At 34.5% G+C, this 15,776-nt stretch carries 17 protein-coding genes and 2 pseudogenes; 15 read left to right on the forward strand and 4 right to left on the reverse strand.

What is annotated here, in order from left to right; genetic code table 11:
• The first annotated feature begins 221 nt into the window (after positions 1-221).
• On the forward strand, positions 222-1,193 hold the full coding sequence (locus WMO42_RS05075; RefSeq protein ID WP_349191717.1) for a GNAT family N-acetyltransferase: 972 nt from the start codon (positions 222-224) through the stop codon (positions 1,191-1,193).
• Positions 1,194-1,726: 533 nt separating this feature from the next.
• On the opposite strand, the gene WMO42_RS05080 is transcribed toward WMO42_RS05075, so the two are convergent.
• Positions 1,727-1,912, reverse strand: a complete 186-nt coding sequence (locus tag WMO42_RS05080; RefSeq protein ID WP_349191718.1) for a hypothetical protein — start codon at positions 1,910-1,912, stop codon at positions 1,727-1,729.
• A 174-nt stretch (positions 1,913-2,086) separates the two neighbouring features.
• Here WMO42_RS05080 and WMO42_RS05085 point away from each other — a divergent pair, with 174 nt between their 5' ends.
• From WMO42_RS05085 to WMO42_RS05135, 11 genes and pseudogenes are all read left to right on the forward strand, one after another.
• Complete coding sequence (locus WMO42_RS05085; protein ID WP_349191719.1) at positions 2,087-2,710, forward strand: hypothetical protein; 624 nt, start codon at positions 2,087-2,089, stop codon at positions 2,708-2,710.
• A gap of 129 nt (positions 2,711-2,839) precedes the next feature.
• Complete coding sequence (locus tag WMO42_RS05090; protein WP_349191720.1) at positions 2,840-3,400, forward strand: flavodoxin family protein; 561 nt, start codon at positions 2,840-2,842, stop codon at positions 3,398-3,400.
• 46 nt (positions 3,401-3,446) lie between these two features.
• A complete protein-coding gene (gene aac(6'), locus WMO42_RS05095) occupies positions 3,447-3,905 on the forward strand; it encodes an aminoglycoside 6'-N-acetyltransferase (RefSeq protein WP_117833108.1) in 459 nt (152 codons plus the stop codon).
• A 6-nt stretch (positions 3,906-3,911) separates the two neighbouring features.
• A complete protein-coding gene (locus tag WMO42_RS05100) occupies positions 3,912-4,382 on the forward strand; it encodes a GNAT family N-acetyltransferase (RefSeq protein ID WP_349191721.1) in 471 nt (156 codons plus the stop codon).
• Positions 4,379-5,014, forward strand: a complete 636-nt coding sequence (locus WMO42_RS05105; RefSeq protein WP_238297870.1) for a histidine phosphatase family protein — start codon at positions 4,379-4,381, stop codon at positions 5,012-5,014. The genes WMO42_RS05100 and WMO42_RS05105 overlap by 4 nt, the downstream gene beginning before the upstream one ends.
• A 30-nt stretch (positions 5,015-5,044) precedes the next feature.
• Positions 5,045-6,106: a S66 peptidase family protein gene (locus WMO42_RS05110; RefSeq protein ID WP_349191722.1), complete on the forward strand. Its 1,062-nt coding sequence runs from the start codon at positions 5,045-5,047 to the stop codon at positions 6,104-6,106.
• 11 nt (positions 6,107-6,117) lie between these two features.
• Positions 6,118-6,318: pseudogene (locus WMO42_RS05115) on the forward strand (helix-turn-helix transcriptional regulator); the annotation flags it as partial.
• Positions 6,301-6,825, forward strand: a complete 525-nt coding sequence (locus WMO42_RS05120; protein ID WP_349191791.1) for an NUDIX domain-containing protein — start codon at positions 6,301-6,303, stop codon at positions 6,823-6,825. The pseudogene WMO42_RS05115 and the gene WMO42_RS05120, both read left to right, overlap by 18 nt.
• A gap of 47 nt (positions 6,826-6,872) precedes the next feature.
• Positions 6,873-8,897, forward strand: a complete 2,025-nt coding sequence (locus WMO42_RS05125; protein ID WP_349191723.1) for an AAA family ATPase — start codon at positions 6,873-6,875, stop codon at positions 8,895-8,897.
• Between the two features lie 180 nt (positions 8,898-9,077).
• Positions 9,078-10,598: an ATP-binding protein gene (locus WMO42_RS05130; protein WP_349191725.1), complete on the forward strand. Its 1,521-nt coding sequence runs from the start codon at positions 9,078-9,080 to the stop codon at positions 10,596-10,598.
• 38 nt (positions 10,599-10,636) lie between these two features.
• Complete coding sequence (locus WMO42_RS05135) at positions 10,637-11,461, forward strand: hypothetical protein (RefSeq protein ID WP_349191726.1); 825 nt, start codon at positions 10,637-10,639, stop codon at positions 11,459-11,461.
• A 45-nt stretch (positions 11,462-11,506) separates the two neighbouring features.
• Here the strand turns inward: WMO42_RS05135 and WMO42_RS05140 are convergent, their stop codons facing one another.
• Positions 11,507-11,758, reverse strand: a complete 252-nt coding sequence (locus WMO42_RS05140; protein ID WP_349191727.1) for a hypothetical protein — start codon at positions 11,756-11,758, stop codon at positions 11,507-11,509.
• Entirely contained in the window at positions 11,748-12,128 is a 381-nt protein-coding gene (locus WMO42_RS05145) for a hypothetical protein (protein ID WP_349191728.1), read from the reverse strand. Before WMO42_RS05145 ends, WMO42_RS05140 begins: the two co-directional genes overlap by 11 nt.
• A 433-nt stretch (positions 12,129-12,561) precedes the next feature.
• Between WMO42_RS05145 and WMO42_RS05150 the strand changes: the two genes are divergently transcribed.
• Together WMO42_RS05150 and WMO42_RS05155 are read left to right on the forward strand one after the other, a co-directional pair.
• A complete protein-coding gene (locus WMO42_RS05150; protein WP_349191729.1) occupies positions 12,562-13,404 on the forward strand; it encodes a DUF2971 domain-containing protein in 843 nt (280 codons plus the stop codon).
• 308 nt (positions 13,405-13,712) lie between these two features.
• The gene (locus WMO42_RS05155) at positions 13,713-14,165 is read left to right on the forward strand and encodes an ATP-binding protein (protein ID WP_349191730.1); all 453 of its coding nucleotides are present in this window, start codon (positions 13,713-13,715) and stop codon (positions 14,163-14,165) included.
• Positions 14,166-14,275: 110 nt separating this feature from the next.
• Here the strand turns inward: WMO42_RS05155 and WMO42_RS05160 are convergent, their stop codons facing one another.
• Positions 14,276-14,932, reverse strand: a complete 657-nt coding sequence (locus tag WMO42_RS05160) for a transposase (RefSeq protein WP_349191731.1) — start codon at positions 14,930-14,932, stop codon at positions 14,276-14,278.
• Positions 14,933-15,239: 307 nt separating this feature from the next.
• Here WMO42_RS05160 and WMO42_RS05165 point away from each other — a divergent pair.
• Positions 15,240-15,632, forward strand: a pseudogene (locus WMO42_RS05165) (DUF3427 domain-containing protein); the annotation flags it as partial.
• Positions 15,633-15,776 lie beyond the last annotated feature (144 nt).

Genomic DNA, 15,776 nt, shown 5'->3' on the forward strand with positions numbered 1-15,776 from the left:
TATTCAAGACATTATATGTACATGTATTACGGACGTACACGGCTATAAACATGCAAGGTTAGTGCATTAGGTTATAGCGTGTAGGTCTTTTAGTCTAGTGCATAAAACCAGAATATAAGAGAAGATTTTACATACATTGCATCTTATTAAATTGGAGTTATCGCACTGGACATTAAATGTTTGGTGCGATTTTTTATGTTTACAAGAAAGAGGTGCAGAAAATGAATGATTTAATTGAACTTAAACTGATAACAAGAAAAGATGCTGAATGTCTGCATAAACTGCAGATAGAAGCGTTTATGCCCTTATATGAAAAATATCATGATGATGCTACAAGTCCGGCGAAAGAAAGCCTTGAAACAATAACAAAGAAGATAGTTGATGATAATTCGGATTTCTATTTTATTTTGTTTAATGGTGAGAAAGCTGGAGCTGTAAGAGTTAAATGGCATAAAGGGCAAAAAGTACACAAGAATGTAAATTGGATATCTCCTATTTTTATTATTCCAAAGTTTCAAAATAAAGGAATTGCCAGTAACGTAATCAAACAATTATTTGATATTTATCCGAATACAATAGAATGGTGGTTATCTACTATTAAGCAAGAAGAGAAAAATTGCCATTTGTATGAAAAATATGGATTTGTTCGAACTGGAGATGAAATAGTTGTAAACGAAAATATGACATTAGTTTTTTATGTAAAGAGCTATATTGAGGTAAGGAGATTTAAGGAAGAGGATGCCCAAGAGGTCAGAAATCTTATTGTCAGGAATTTCTTAGAGGTTAACAGTAAAGATTATGGCATATCAGCAATGGAGAAACTTGCAAAGACTTACGATGCGGAAAAGGTTCTGAATGTGGCAAGTTATGCGCATATGTATGTATTTGAATTTGATGGAAAAATAATTGGAACAGGTTCTATATCAAGTTTTTGGGGAAGTAAAACAGAAAGTATACTTTTGTCCATTTTTGTTCTTCCGGAGTTTCATGGAAAGGGTGTCGGAAGAAAAATCATAAATACATTAGAAACGGATGAATTTTATGTAAGAGCAAGCAGAATTGAGATACCGGCATCCATTACAGCAACGGAGTTTTATAGAAAATTTGGATATGATTACAAAAATGGTGTTAAGGAATTGGATAATGAGCATCATTACAGATTGGAAAAGTTTAAGGAGGCAGGGTTGAAATAACAACAGATAATCAATTATTTTTATTTATCCTTGCAGAAGCATTAGTTCTTATATTAGGATACTATCTAAGGAAAGTACCCATGACAGGGCGTTAAGCGTCCGGGGGACGCTTGTTTAGCGCCGACCGGAGCGGAGCGTAGAGGTAGCCTCCCGAGTTTTATGATACCGGGCAACCGGAATACATAGGAAGGGGTGCTAGGTGCCAGTGGCACCTGCTTAGCACCGACCGAAACAGAGTGTAGACGTGGCGCCGATGACGGCTTATGAGATCATTTCGATTTTCATTGGGATATTAGCATTGCTGATGTCATTTGGTAGCTTGATTGTAGCGTTGCTTGCCTTTCTCGATAAAGAGGAAAGCTCTTCGAGGAAGAGCATGCGAAAATAAAAATGCCTATCCTGTCTGATCCACAGGATAGGCGGTGTCCTTAAGGACATTCATTAACCTAAACTCGGAGCATCCACCTTTGGAGTGGGTGCTTTCTGTTTAATTAGATATTATCATCTTATGTCTGATAATTCAAGAGGTTTCACTAATTTGGATAATTTTTTACAGTAAGGCGGTCAGTCCCTTTTTTGACAACCATATTGTCATCAAGCAGATGTTGCTTGATTTCTTCGATATTTTCATTGATATGCTGCAAACTGTCAGCATACTCTTCTTCTGAATATTCATCTTTAGCATTTAGCATTTTTTCACGAATTTCCAAAGCTTTCATATAGGTACAAAGTTTTTTATTGATGAGATTGTTCTTAAAGGACAGCTTAACAGTAGCAGGTTTGAAATTGCCCTAATCGTCCTTATCTGCCTCAAATTTCATATCGATCTGGTCGTCTAGTTTAAACAGTAATGATAATACATCAGAAACTGTTTCTATATCAAAATCAGCATTGTGAAAGAAGATTTGTATACGGCATATTATGCGGTGTCGGAGAATGAGGAGATTGTTGCTGACAGGGATGTTGAGATACCGGGGATGGAAGAGGAGGCTGTGTTTGAGGAAGATGTGGCTGTTGAGCCGGAGACGAATGTTGTGGTAATGTATCCAGACAATAATCAGAATGAAATAGGTATACAGAAAGAGCAAACAGATAGTGCGAGAAAACAACAGACTGATTTAGATGGCATAGGAATACCAGAGATTCTTAATTTGTCTGATGTGAATATGGCAAGAGTTGGCGAAAGTATAACTGATGTAAAAGGTAAAAGTGAATTTGTGGAAACTAGAGAAACTGAATCAGTGGACAAAGCTGGCTGGATTGTCAGGAGAATATCAGAGCTTGGTGGTTATGAGAATATTAGTGATTCTGTTAAGGCTGATATATTCGGATTTGATATTGCTGATATTAGTGGAAGCATAAGACTGTTCTCTGATGTGATGAAACGGCTGGGGATAAAGCTTGATGGAGATGAGCTTTATGAGGAGTTTCAGAGGATTTATGATGAGAGTATCAATAGAGATGCTGATAAAGAAAAGGTAAGAGATAAGATAAGGAATAGGGGCAGAGGAAGATAATTCCTCTGCATATCCCCGGTTCACTTTACACAGCCGAATTATATATTGAAAACTAGGAAACAATCGCAAGATATTGCGATTGTTATTGATGATGTGGTGATTCTGTGATATCATATAAAAACATGGGGCATGAAAGCGGAGGTCAAAATGAAAGTATTGGTAATGAATTGTAGTCCTGTAAGAAATGGAGCAACAGCAGAAATTGTTAATATAGTTACTGCTCGTCTGGAAAAGAAACATGATGTTAAAAACATATGTATTGATGATTATGAGATAAAATTTTGCAAAGGATGTAGAACTTGTCATAATACAGCAAAATGTGTTCAGAATGACGATGTTGATAGGATAATTGAGCAATATGAATGGGCTGATATAGTTATATCTGTGTCTCCATCATACTGGGCAGATATACCGGGACAATTTAAAGTTTTTATTGATAGATGCACTCCGTGGTGTAACACACATGAACCGCATGCCAAGATAAGTAGTGGTAAGAAGGGATATGTTATCGCATTAAGAACTGGACCGGGCATGAGGGAATGTGAGAGGATTATCGCAAGCATAGAACATTTCTATGGACATATGGAAATTGAGTGTTGTGACAGTCTTGGTTTATGCTCAGTGGAATATAAGGAAGATTTGGACTGTAGGAAAGAAGAAATTATAGAATTTTGTAACCAGATAGAGTAAGTGGTTTATTGTATCTTACAAATATTTCAGAAAGAGTTAAGGATAGGTGGTAAAATTGATTCGAAAAGCTACTTTAGAGGATGTTCCCCAACTTGTGAGCTTGGCAATTCAAATGTGGAAATCACACACAGTTGAAGATTTAACAAAGATTTTTTGCGAACATATAAGAAAAGGAAAAAATATTATTTTTCTTGCTATATCAGAGGAACATATAGTTGGATTTGCACAATGCGGATTAAGGTTTGACTATGTAGAGGGAACTGATTCTAGTCCGGTAGGATATTTGGAAGGCATTTTTGTTTTAGAAGAATATAAAAAAAGAGGTTATGCGAAAGAATTGTTAGGAGAATGTCAGAATTGGGCAAAGGATCAGGGGTGCCTTGAGTTTGCGAGTGACTGTGAGTTGGATAATGAAGATAGTCTTAAGTTTCATTTGAAAATGGGGTTTGCGGAAGCAAATAGAATTATTTGTTTTACGAAAAGATTAACAGATTTAGAGGAGTAGTATGTGATGGCGAAAAACTATGAATATAAAAAAGCAACCATAGCAGACATTGATGAACTTGTAAGGATTAGAATTATCGTCCTTCGTACTGCCAATAAACTATCGAATGATGTGGATATGTCATTGGTGGAAAAAGAATCCTATGAGTATTATAAGAACGCATTAGAAACTGGTGAGCATATTGCATATCTGGTGTATGATAACGAAACCTTTATTGGCGCTGGTGGTGTCAGTTTTTATCATGTTATGCCGACATATTATAATCCAACAGGTAAAAAGGCTTATATTATGAATATGTATACGGCACCGGCATATCGGAGACAGGGGATTGCATTTCATACATTAGATTTACTGGTAAAGGATATAAGGAAACAGGGCGTATCACAGATTACTTTAGAGGCGACAGAGATGGGACGACCAGTGTATGAAAAATATGGATTCGTAAAAATGGAAGATGAAATGGAGCTGATCAAATGACAAGAGTTTATTTCGTGCGTCACGCACAGCCGGAACACGAATGGGAAGAAGACAGGACAAGACCTTTGACGGAAGAGGGTAAGAAAGATTCTGCAATTGTGCTGGAATTTTTGAAGGATAAGAAAATAGATGCGTTTTATTGTAGTCCGTATAAACGTAGTATGGATACCATTGCAGAGGCAGCAGATTTTTTCACAAAAGAGATTATAACAGATGAGAGATTGAGGGAGCGCGAAAAAGGACCTGATGGAAACAATCACGGAATGTTCCAGAAACGATGGGCTGATCATAATTATCATGAAGAAGGTGGAGAGTCCATTGCTATGGTGCAAAAACGTAACATAGAGGCACTGAATGAGATTTTATCAGATAATACGGATAAAGATATTGTTATAGGAACCCATGGTACTGCCCTTAGTACGATATTGAATTTTTATGATAGTAATTTTGGCTGTGAAGATTTTCTGCGAATTATAGATTGGATGCCATATATTATCGAACTGGACTTTGAAAGCAGCTGTAACGAAATGGAATCTGAATGTCCAATTTACAGTTTTAAGTTGATTGCCAAACAGGAACATTGTTATATAGAGAAGGAATTTAAGGGGAAGCAGCGTGCGGATAAAAAGTAATATTGTTTTATCTAAGGAAGGATTGTAGTTATGCAATATGCAAGAAAATTAAGAAAAGGTGACAAAGTAGCGATTGTAAGCTTGTCAAGTGGAATGCTTGGTGAAGAATTCTGCAGTCATAATATTGAGATTGGCGTAAAGAGATTAAAAGAATATGGTTTGGAGCCGGTATTTATGCCAAATGCTTTGAAGGGTATTGAATATTTGCAAACTCACCCGCAAGCAAGGGCGAAAGACCTAAAAGATGCATTTCTGGATAATTCTATTGCAGGGATTATTTGTGCAATTGGTGGTGATGATACATACAGACTTTTGCCGTATCTAATGGAAGATGAAAAGTTTATAAAGGCGGTAGAGGAGCATCCAAAATTATTTACAGGATTCTCAGATACTACGATCAATCATTTGATGTTTTATAAACTGGGCTTGTCTACTTATTACGGACCAAACTTTATTTGTGATTTGGGAGAAATTGCAGATGAAATGTTACCATATACCAAAAGGGCATTTGAGAGTTATTTGGAAGGTAATGAATCTGATGAAATTATATCCAGTGATACTTGGTATGAAGAAAGAGAAGATTTTTCAAGAGCTGCAATAGGAACAAAAAGAAAAGCTCATAAGGAAGAACGTGGGTTTGAACTTCTCCAGGGAAGTGAAATTTTCCAAGGAGGATTATTAGGTGGATGTTTGGAAAGCCTTTATGATGTATTGACCAATAGCAGATATGAAGATGAAAAGGAAGTTTGTGAAAGATATGATCTGTTTCCAAATAAGGAAGAGTGGATTGGGAAAATTCTATTTATAGAAACCTGCGAAGAAAAACCGACTCCTGAATTGTTTGAAAGAGAAGTGTTATTACTGAAAGAAAAGGGAGTATTCGACGTGGTAAATGGTGTATTAGTTGGAAAACCACAGGATGAAGCTTATTATCAGGAATATAAAGATATTCTTATTAGAGTGATAGATAATGAGAAACTTCCGATTGTTTATAATGTGAATTTCGGACATGCTATGCCACGATGTGCGTTACAGTATGGTGCTGTTGCAAAGGTAGATATGAAGCAGAAAAAGATTTATGTGAATAGGTAGGAACGAATATTATGGCTGTATCATATAACAAATTATGGAAATTATTAGTGGATAAAAAAATGAGCAAATCTGATTTGCGTAAAAAGGCAGAAATTGCTCCTAACACGATGACAAAATTACGTCGTGATGAAGAAGTAAGTCTTACAATCTTAAGTAAGATATGTAAGACTCTAAATGCAGATTTTGGCGATATTGTGGAATATGTACCGGATGCGGAAATTTGGGATTTGTATGATGAAAATAGGGAACTTCTTGGGAAGGACCATGTTAGAGGTGAGCAGTTACCGATAGACGGATACCATCTGGTGGTGCATGTATGGATTCGCAATTCAAAGGGAGAGTATCTGATTTCGCAGCGCTCGGCAAACAGACCAACATTTCCGCTGATGTGGGAATGTGTAGGTGGCTCGGTTGTGAAAGGCGAGGATAGCCTGTTAGGAGCAATCAGAGAAGCAAAAGAAGAAGTTGGTGTTGATTTGAATCCGGAAAATGGACAAGTTCTTTTTACAAAGACACGAAAAATCATAGAGGGTAAAATCTTTAATGATATTATGGATGTTTGGCTATTTGAATATGATGGAGAGGTTGATTTGAGTAATGCTACAACAGATGAAGTGGCGCAGGTTGCGTGGATGCATCGGGAGCAAATTAAGGAACTGTTTGAACATAATATGTTTGTGGAGGCGTTGGAATACTTCTTTACAGATGTGGATAAATAGATGTTTGTATATGGAAATTTAGGTAGAGGAATATAGCAGGAGGACTTATGATAAATAAGATTGTAATGAAAAATGTTGCCAGTTATAAGGCGGAAACAGTTCTGGAAACGGATAAAAAAGTTAATTTGATATATGGTTTAAATGGGACGGGTAAAAGTACATTGTCTAGTTATTTGTATGATATGACAGGTGAACCATACAGAGAATGTAGGGTTGAAGGCTTGGGTAATACAGATAAAGTATTGGTGTATAATCAGAAATTTATAGCTGATAATTTTTATGAGACAGAGGAAATACAAGGTATTTTTACATTATCCAAAAAGAATAAAGAAGTAAAGAAAATTGTGGATGAAGCTAAAATTAAATTAAAAACTCTGATAGAAAATCAAAGCATGATTGAAAAGGAAAGGGAGGAACTTGGGGATAAGTATCAAAAGCAATTGTTGGATTTCTATAAAGAAGTTTGGAAAATAAAAACTGAATATACTGGTGGAGACCGTGTCTTGGAGTATTGTCTTGAAGGATTAAAAGGTAAGCAAGAAACATTGTTTAATTATCTGGTAGGTATATCTTTGGATGAGGACATTAACTATTCTGTAGATGAGTTAAAGAAAGAGGCACAAGAGTTAAAAGGTGATCTGAAAAAAGAAATATTGATAAAGAAAATTTCCTTTATGGTTGAAGAAATGGAAAAGTCTTCTTTGTTAGAAAAAATCATAGTTGGAAATAAAAATAGTTCGGTTGCCACATTGATTGAAAAGCTTGGAAATTCAGCCTGGGTAAGTGAAGGTTTAGAATATGTGCATGATGAAGATGAAATTGCACCGTGTCCGTTTTGTCAACAAGATACGATTTCAAAAGAGTTGTTGTCACAAATAAAAGGCTATTTTGACGAGAGTTATCAGAATGATATAAGAAGTATTGAAACTCTTTTGAGTAATTATCAGAAAAGAATAGAGAAAGGAATTACTCAAATAGAGGAACTAAGAAACAATCGATTTATAGAGGAGTATACGAAAGAAACGGAGATTTGTTTATCCAAAATTGTAAAGGTAACAACTGAAAATATTAGCTTATTAAAAGAGAAGATTAAAACACCTAGTTTGGTGGTTAGTATATCCTCATTGAATGAATGTGAAAAAGAAATAAATGCTATTATTGAAAAAGCAAATGATAAAATTAAAATATACAACGAAAAAATTGATAATGTTCAGGAAAGTTTAAAAATAATTAAGAGTAAATTCTGGAAATTGATGAAGAAACAATATTTTTCTGTGTTTACATTATATGAAACTGTTAAGAATACCTATATGAAAGACAAAGAAGAGTATAAAAAGAAATTTGAGCAAATTGTAAAAGATGTTAATCTACAGCAGGCGATTATTGCTGAAAAGCAGAAGGAAACCGTTAATATAGACGAGGCGGTAGAGAATATAAAACAAGGCTTAGTAGATATCGGAATTACAGATTTTACTATAGAAAAGTATTCAGAGGAAAATGCTCTATACCGATTAAAAAGAGAAGATGGTAGAGGAAATGTTTTTAAAACGCTCAGTGAAGGAGAAAAGATGGTTATTAGTTTCCTCTACTTCATGGAATTGTGTAAGGGTGAAACAACGATCGAATCTTCTACAACAGGGAAAATTGTTGTAATTGATGATCCGATTTCGAGTTTGTCTCATATATATGTATTTAATATTGGTAGATTAATCCATAATGAATTTTTACGGACAAAAAAGTATGAACAAATATTTGTTCTTACACATAGTTTGTATTTTTTCTATGAATTGACTAATACAAATCATAAAGAACGTGAGGAAACGCAAAAATTAATTAGACTATGTAAAAATGCAGACGGAAGTTCTTTTGTATCCATGAAATATGAAGAAATTCAAAATGATTATCAAGCATACTGGCAAATTGTAAAAGATAGGGCACAAGCACCTGCGTTAATAGCAAATTGCATGAGAAACATAATTGAGTATTTTTTTAATTTTGTCGAAAAGCTTGATTTTCCACAGGTCTTTCAAAAACCAGAATTACAGGATATAAGATTCCTTGCATTTAATTGATATATGAATAGAGAATCACATTCAAAGGGACAAAATATATTTGATATTAAAGAGTTTGATTATGATAGCTTTAGAGATGCATTCAAATTGGTTTTTGAAATAGAAGGATATCCGGAACATTATCAAAAAATGATGAAATAAAGTCATAAGACAATCATGTCTATAAAAGAGAGGCATTGAATGATACCATTAAAAATAGAAACATTATTAGAAGGTCGTGTTGTCGAGCACGATCGTGTAGAATATAAAACAGGTTGGAATCCAAATGATATTATTCATTCCATATGTGCCTTTGCCAATGATTATGATAATACTAATGGTGGTTATATTGTGATTGGTGTAGAAGAGGAAAAAGGAATGCCAGTATTTCCGCTGATGGGTGTTCCAAAGGAAGAATTGGATACTATCCAACAGGAAATATTTCAGTATTGTAATCAGATTGTCCCACGATATATTCCAAAAATAGAAGTGGTTGATTACAAGAAACAAGGAAACTTTTTAATATATTTATGGTGTTCGGCAGGTGATAGTGGTCCTTATCAGGCACCGAAGTCTGTGTATGTTGAAAAGGGGCAAAAGGCAGATAAGACAATGAAATACTGGATTAGACCAGCCTCTCTTACAACCTATGCAAAACAGGATGAAATATCAGAATTGTTTGATAAATTCAATTCGGTTCCGTTTGACGATAGGGTAAATAGAAGAGCAACAATTGATAATATCAGAAGAGGTTATCTTGAGGATTTTATTCGCAAAAGTAATAGTAGTTTGGTGGAGGAACTTAATAATAGTTCATTAGAAGATTTATTACTTGCACAGGAAGTCGCAAATGAGACAGATACGGAATTAGATATTAGAAATATTGGCGTATTGATGTTTACAGAACATCCGGAAAAATTAATTCCTGGGGCATACATTGAATTGATTAGATTCAATACAAAAGAAGCAGAGGCGTCTGATGATTTCACGGAAAAAACATTTACGGGTCCGATATGGAAACAGGTTCAGGATGCTTTAGAGTATATAAAAGCAACAATTCTTGAACAAAAGGTTATAAAAGTGCAAGGACAATCGGAAGCGATAAGATATTTTAACTACCCATATAATGCTTTGGAAGAAGCTCTTGTAAATGCAGTTTTTCACAAATCATATCGGGAAGCTGAACCGGTAGAAATTCGTATATATGTAGATAGTATTCAAATACTAAATTATCCGGGACTTGCAAAATGGATTAATATAGAACGTTTTGCAGCAGGTAAGGTAAAGGGAAGAAAGTATCGTAATAGAAGAATTGGTGAATTGTTTAAGGAAATTGATTTATCTGAGAAGAAAGGCACGGGTATTCCAACGATATTAAGAGAATTAAGACAAAATGGTTCACCAGAGCCGGAATTTGAGATGGATGAAGACAGAACCTATTTGAATACGATTATTCATATTAGGGATGGATTTGAAAATAAAGTGGCAATGTCCGAATCAATGTCCGAATCAATGTCCGAATTAATGTCCGAATTGGAAAGAGCCAGAATGCAGGTTGTTTTAGGGTATTTGAATGGAAATAAAAAAATAAACAGTGTTATTGCGGCAGAATTGTTGGGCGTTGAGGTAAAGACAGCAAGTCGTTTGTTGTCAAAAGCAGAAAAACTAGAGATTCTTAAAGGAGAGGGGAAGACAAAGAATAAAGTGTATTGTGTATTATAATACTAATTAAATTTAGGTTTTACAGGAAGGATGAAGATATGCAAGACAAACAAGGTAAAGAGATTGTAGACAGTCAAGGAAATACTTATAAAAGTACACGAGATAGTAAGGTCAAGCAATTTTTGAAAGATAATGTATGGAATATTTTGGGCACTGGTTTAGCTGCGTTTATTACTTTAGTAGGAACAATGAATTTGGTAATTTCAAAGAGCTTTTCTGTTTCATGCTCAAGTTTTTATGGGATAGATGGAAAGTATTTTAGTGGAACAGAAATGTTTGAAAATAAATTGATTTTTGTTCTATGTGCATTTCTTATGTTTGCTTATCCCTTCATATTTTCGTATATAAGTGAAAAAATTAACAGCAAGATATATGTGATACTGATGTTCCTTTTTACGGTGTGTGTTTTGTTTGTTCAAAATATATTATATACAATTAACTTGATAGAAATTATTCCTTGGACATGGTTGAGAAAAATTGTAGATAATTATGTGACAATTATAGTGTTTTTAATTGTGGACGTAATGATAGCATATTTTATAATAATCAGGAATTTCTTTTGGAAAAATAGAAAATATAATAAAGTTGAAAAGATAGTATTATCAATAGCGCTGCTGCTATATGTTATGAATGTAGCAACAGGAATTGCAATAAAAATGGACTATGAAATTAGTGACAAGAAATCATATGAGGTTATTGAACAGAATAGAGCTATAGTATCGAATTATAATGGCAAATTTGTGGTTATGGACTGCGAAATACAAGGGGAAACGATTGTTTTAAAAAAAGGAACATATAGTTTGGAGGAGATGACAGGAGTTTCAATTACATATCATAAATATGAGAAAGTAATCTGTGAATAAAATAACCAGTCCCAACAAGTGTGTATGGAGGGATTGGTATAGGTATTAATTAAATTCATTCATAGCATCAACATAATCCTGCAATCCATTTTCCTTCATTGCAAGCTCGGCATACAGCAGAGGTGTTTCCTTTGCTAGCCGGTAAAGATACACAACATCGTTCGGGTCGTCAAAAGTAACGGAGGAATTACATTCTTTACAACGGATAATAAGAACAGAATTCTCGCCGGTATTGATAATGATGGAGTCTGTGGCAGGCGCATACATACCAAATTGATAATCAAGATTATTGTTCATGGGACTCTCCTTCCCACAGATACTTAGCACCATCAAGCAGGTCAATGATGGCTGTAAGCAGATTGTTATAATCGGTCTGTAGTTCTTTGATTTCATCGTTTGTAGGAAGACTGTTTAAAGCTTGATGTTCACAGCATTCAATAAATGATTTCTGCATTTCAAGTAATTGTAGATACAGAGCATTAATAGTCTGCACAAGAGGATATATAGTTTCTTTCTTGCCGACAACGCAGATGCGGTTATAGATGCAGGAACGGACAAAGTAATCTTTCTTCATCATGCCACTGGCAAGAATGCGGGATTCGATTTGCTTGCGTTCAGCATCGCTTATTCTAAAACTTATAGTTGGATGTTTGTGTTGATTGCTCATAGAAAAGCTCCTTTCATAGTGGGTGTGGCAGCAGGCACAGTGAAGTACCCTCAAGACACATTTGATTATTTGTTTTTAGTAGTAAAAGTAGATTATATCTGCAATGGATTTCATAGGAGCAATAGGGAAGTATTGCAACTAATTTGCTGCTAAAGTTTTTGAAAACGATATGAAAAGAGTAACATTTGATGAAATAGATTTGGTGAAATGTCGCATCAAATCAGCATTTTTGATTTGATGATACTTCCTTTGGGAAGAGTTAGAATAGTACGGAATTACATATATTATTTGATATGGAGGGTAGTCTTTACGATTTCCTGTTATGTTTCAAATTTTATTGATTGTAATTCTTTTGTTGTCATGAGAAAGTATAAAATATAAAAAAATGAGAACTATGACTAAATAGATTTAGAAAGGAAATATGTGTAAAAGTATGAATGAAGTAGTATATCACTATTGTAGTGTTGATACATTTTTTAATATTATCAAAAATTCAAGTATATGGCTTTCTGATATTGCAAAATCAAACGATTATCAAGAGTGTATAAGATGCAGAGAATTTGTAAATAAGGGGATGGAAGAATATCTGAGAGATGATGTTGAAGCATTAAAAGCATGGAGTGTTTGGTATGAGGAGGGGGTACATATTGATTTTTCAATGAAAACATTTTGTGTTTGCTTTTCTGAAAGTAAAGATAAATTAAGTCAATGGAGAGGTTATGCGCAGGATGGGAAAGGAATAGCAATTGGTTTTGATAAGGCAATTTTTGAAGAACTAAATCAGATAAGTGAATTTCATACTGCTTTTGGAAAAGTGATTTATGATAACCTACAGGAATATGTTCAGGGTATAATTGCAGACAATATAAAAAAATTGGAATATAAGGGGGTGGGACATGTTGCACTTGAGTTAAGTCAAAATTATAGAATGCAGTTTCCATTTGTAAAAAATCCGGGTTTTAAAGAGGAGAAAGAATGGAGAGCAGTAGTATGTTCTCCAATAGGACACTATAACATACCAAGTTCAAAAAATATTCTTTTTTCTAAGGTTAAATATAGAACAGCAAATAATAAATTGATACCATACATAGAAATGAACTTTGAAAGAGTTAAAAAAAGTATTATCAAGGAAATATTTATTGGCCCTAAATCAGAAGTGGAAATTGAAGATATAGTTAATCTCTTGAGTTTTTATGGATATTATGATGGTATAGAGGGAGGATATAATTCGCAGCAACCAATTGCTATCAAAAAATCAAGCACGACGTATCGATGAGAAAGGTATAGGTAAAAGAAAAATTGGGGGGGCATATGATAAATAAGAATTTTAATTAATGAATACCGAAAGATGACAGATAAGTGATACCCAAGATGATACTGAAATAATACTCAAGATGATACTTAAGGTGATTCTTAAGATAATTGATTAAAATTTATTTGGATTAAATAGATCAAATAATTATATATTAGTCCAAAGTAGAAGAAAAGATGCAGATAAACAGCGGCTTTTCTGCTTAGACTAAAGATAGAATTAGCTCAAGATTGAAGCCAATAAAATGTGGAAGTTATAGGAAGGTGAATGCAATGACGATTGAAGAAATTTTATCAAAGGAAGAAAATCAGACATTTGATAGAAAAAGTATAAATATTTCTCCTAAGGATTTAGCAATACCGATTGTTGCATTTGCTAATGCGGATGGTGGAGATATTGCAATAGGTATAACCGATAAGACAAAAAGAATTGAAGGCATTGATTTTGAAACAAAGAAGATAAATGAACTTCTAAGAGTGCCATTTGATTTCTGCAATCCGACTATTAAAGTCAGAATAGAAAAAGTTCCATGCGTCAATGAAAAGGGAAGAGAGAATCATGTGCTTGTAATGAATATTGACGCAAGTCCACAGGTGCATGCAAATCAGGCAGATGATGTATTCTTAAGAGTTGGTGATAAATCTAAATTACAGACTTTTGAAGAACGCCTTCAGCTTAATTATGACAAGGGAGAACGTTACTTTGAAGGTAAACGCTCCATCTGATGTACCTTGACTTTTGAAAGACCGCAGTTTAGCGGTCTTTTTGTATTCTGATATATTCTGGCAGCGTTAGTGACCATAGAAGAAGATCTTCCAGAAATGAGCGGTCTGTATCATTCTTTGGACATGGCACCATCAACAGCAGCTTGTATTTCTTCGATAGGAGTTTTACATCTGCCATCTACAAAAGGTGCAACATCAAAAGTTTCACCAGGGTGTTGTAAAATCTGTTCTGTAATAGAACGAGAAGATTTAACAAATATATCGGAAAAGACATCATCCAGTTTTAAGTTAGAAACAGTAAGGCAGTTGTGGGCACGATTCTTCTCACAGGTAATCATACAAGTGAGTTTGAAACGGTATCTTACCAAATCCCTTAATTCACGGATGTCAGCAGGTGGAATAAAGGAAGGTTTAACCATTCCACACATATATAAATCACAAATCCATTTAGCATCTTTGCGGTCAGTCTTGTTGCCTTTTTGAGGCTTGGTATATTTGGGGTGGGAAAGAGTAACCCAGATGTTATTCTTGTCCAGAACATTAAAAACAGGGATCCAGTACTTACCGGTAGATTCTATGCAGACATCCGTACAGTTGTATTTAGAAAGCCAGTAACACAGCTCATTCAGACCTTTGGTGAAGGAAGAAAAGAGGGCTTCTTTATACTCGGTACGTTTCAGGGAATCTGTTATGCCGATATATGCATAAATCCATGTTTTGTGGACACCAAGACCACAGCAGTTATTTTTGAGGATTTTAAAGGACAATAGAAGTACCTCCTGATGAATTATTATTATAAAGCTGACAGTGACTGGTCATCCGGCAAAATCGAGTCGACTTTGGAAGGGATAAGTTTACGGGCTACGTTATGCGCCAATCATTGATGCCTTAACGGATGACCGACAACAAATAAAAATGCGAGGTCGCCGCTATACAGCCCCGCCACTCACATCCACGTGTTCTGTAGTGTGTCAGCCTTATAGGTAAATAATATCAGAAGGAATATAAATTAGAAAAGCGAAAGTCAGCCAAGATGTTTCATGACGTATTGGTGCATTTCGCAGAAAGGAGGATTATAAATATGATAAGAAAACAAAGACATTTCCAGTATTTATTAATTATGATAAATCGGATGATATTAGTGACACAACAAAATATGAGGATCATTTTGAACCAGGATTTAGGGATCGATTGATAGCAATATCAAAATCGGGAAGGAGCCTGCAATCTGAGGATGTACAGAATTTTCTTAAGGCTAAAGAGAGAGGAATTAGAGTAGAACTTTTTGTACGAAAGAATAAGGACGATAAGATTTCTAAGGAATTTTATTATCTTGGGCATATGACGGCTAGTGGAAATACTAAGGAATTTACAATGCCAAATACACAGAAAACAGCAGTTGAGATAGAGTGGATACTTGATGTTCCTGTGCGTGAGGATATATATGAGTATATTGTAAATTCATAAATATTATGTATATGTCAAAAGTATAAAAAGTCGTTTGTGCTTGCAGAAAAAGACTTTTTTACTTAATTTATTGCATTAAATCACGATATTAAAAGAAAGAAGGAAAGTGAGATAATTAGTTTTATAATTGTCACACAAGAATTA

The organism is Lachnospira sp. CLA-JM-H23 (genome assembly GCF_040096425.1).
Taxonomy (GTDB): domain Bacteria; phylum Bacillota; class Clostridia; order Lachnospirales; family Lachnospiraceae; genus Lachnospira; species Lachnospira rogosae.

What these genes read in the sequence shown, in the direction of transcription:
- WMO42_RS05075 (WP_349191717.1), top strand. Translation starts at nt 222, where the DNA reads ATGAATGATTTAATTGAACTTAAACTGATAACAAGAAAAGATGCTGAA.
- WMO42_RS05080 (WP_349191718.1), bottom strand. Translation starts at nt 1,912, where the DNA reads ATGAAAGCTTTGGAAATTCGTGAAAAAATGCTAAATGCTAAAGATGAA.
- WMO42_RS05090 (WP_349191720.1), top strand. Translation starts at nt 2,840, where the DNA reads ATGAAAGCGGAGGTCAAAATGAAAGTATTGGTAATGAATTGTAGTCCT.
- WMO42_RS05100 (WP_349191721.1), top strand. Translation starts at nt 3,912, where the DNA reads ATGGCGAAAAACTATGAATATAAAAAAGCAACCATAGCAGACATTGAT.
- WMO42_RS05105 (WP_238297870.1), top strand. Translation starts at nt 4,379, where the DNA reads ATGACAAGAGTTTATTTCGTGCGTCACGCACAGCCGGAACACGAATGG.
- WMO42_RS05110 (WP_349191722.1), top strand. Translation starts at nt 5,045, where the DNA reads ATGCAATATGCAAGAAAATTAAGAAAAGGTGACAAAGTAGCGATTGTA.
- WMO42_RS05125 (WP_349191723.1), top strand. Translation starts at nt 6,873, where the DNA reads ATGATAAATAAGATTGTAATGAAAAATGTTGCCAGTTATAAGGCGGAA.
- WMO42_RS05130 (WP_349191725.1), top strand. Translation starts at nt 9,078, where the DNA reads ATGATACCATTAAAAATAGAAACATTATTAGAAGGTCGTGTTGTCGAG.
- WMO42_RS05135 (WP_349191726.1), top strand. Translation starts at nt 10,637, where the DNA reads ATGCAAGACAAACAAGGTAAAGAGATTGTAGACAGTCAAGGAAATACT.
- WMO42_RS05140 (WP_349191727.1), bottom strand. Translation starts at nt 11,758, where the DNA reads ATGAACAATAATCTTGATTATCAATTTGGTATGTATGCGCCTGCCACA.
- WMO42_RS05145 (WP_349191728.1), bottom strand. Translation starts at nt 12,128, where the DNA reads ATGAGCAATCAACACAAACATCCAACTATAAGTTTTAGAATAAGCGAT.
- WMO42_RS05150 (WP_349191729.1), top strand. Translation starts at nt 12,562, where the DNA reads ATGAATGAAGTAGTATATCACTATTGTAGTGTTGATACATTTTTTAAT.
- WMO42_RS05155 (WP_349191730.1), top strand. Translation starts at nt 13,713, where the DNA reads ATGACGATTGAAGAAATTTTATCAAAGGAAGAAAATCAGACATTTGAT.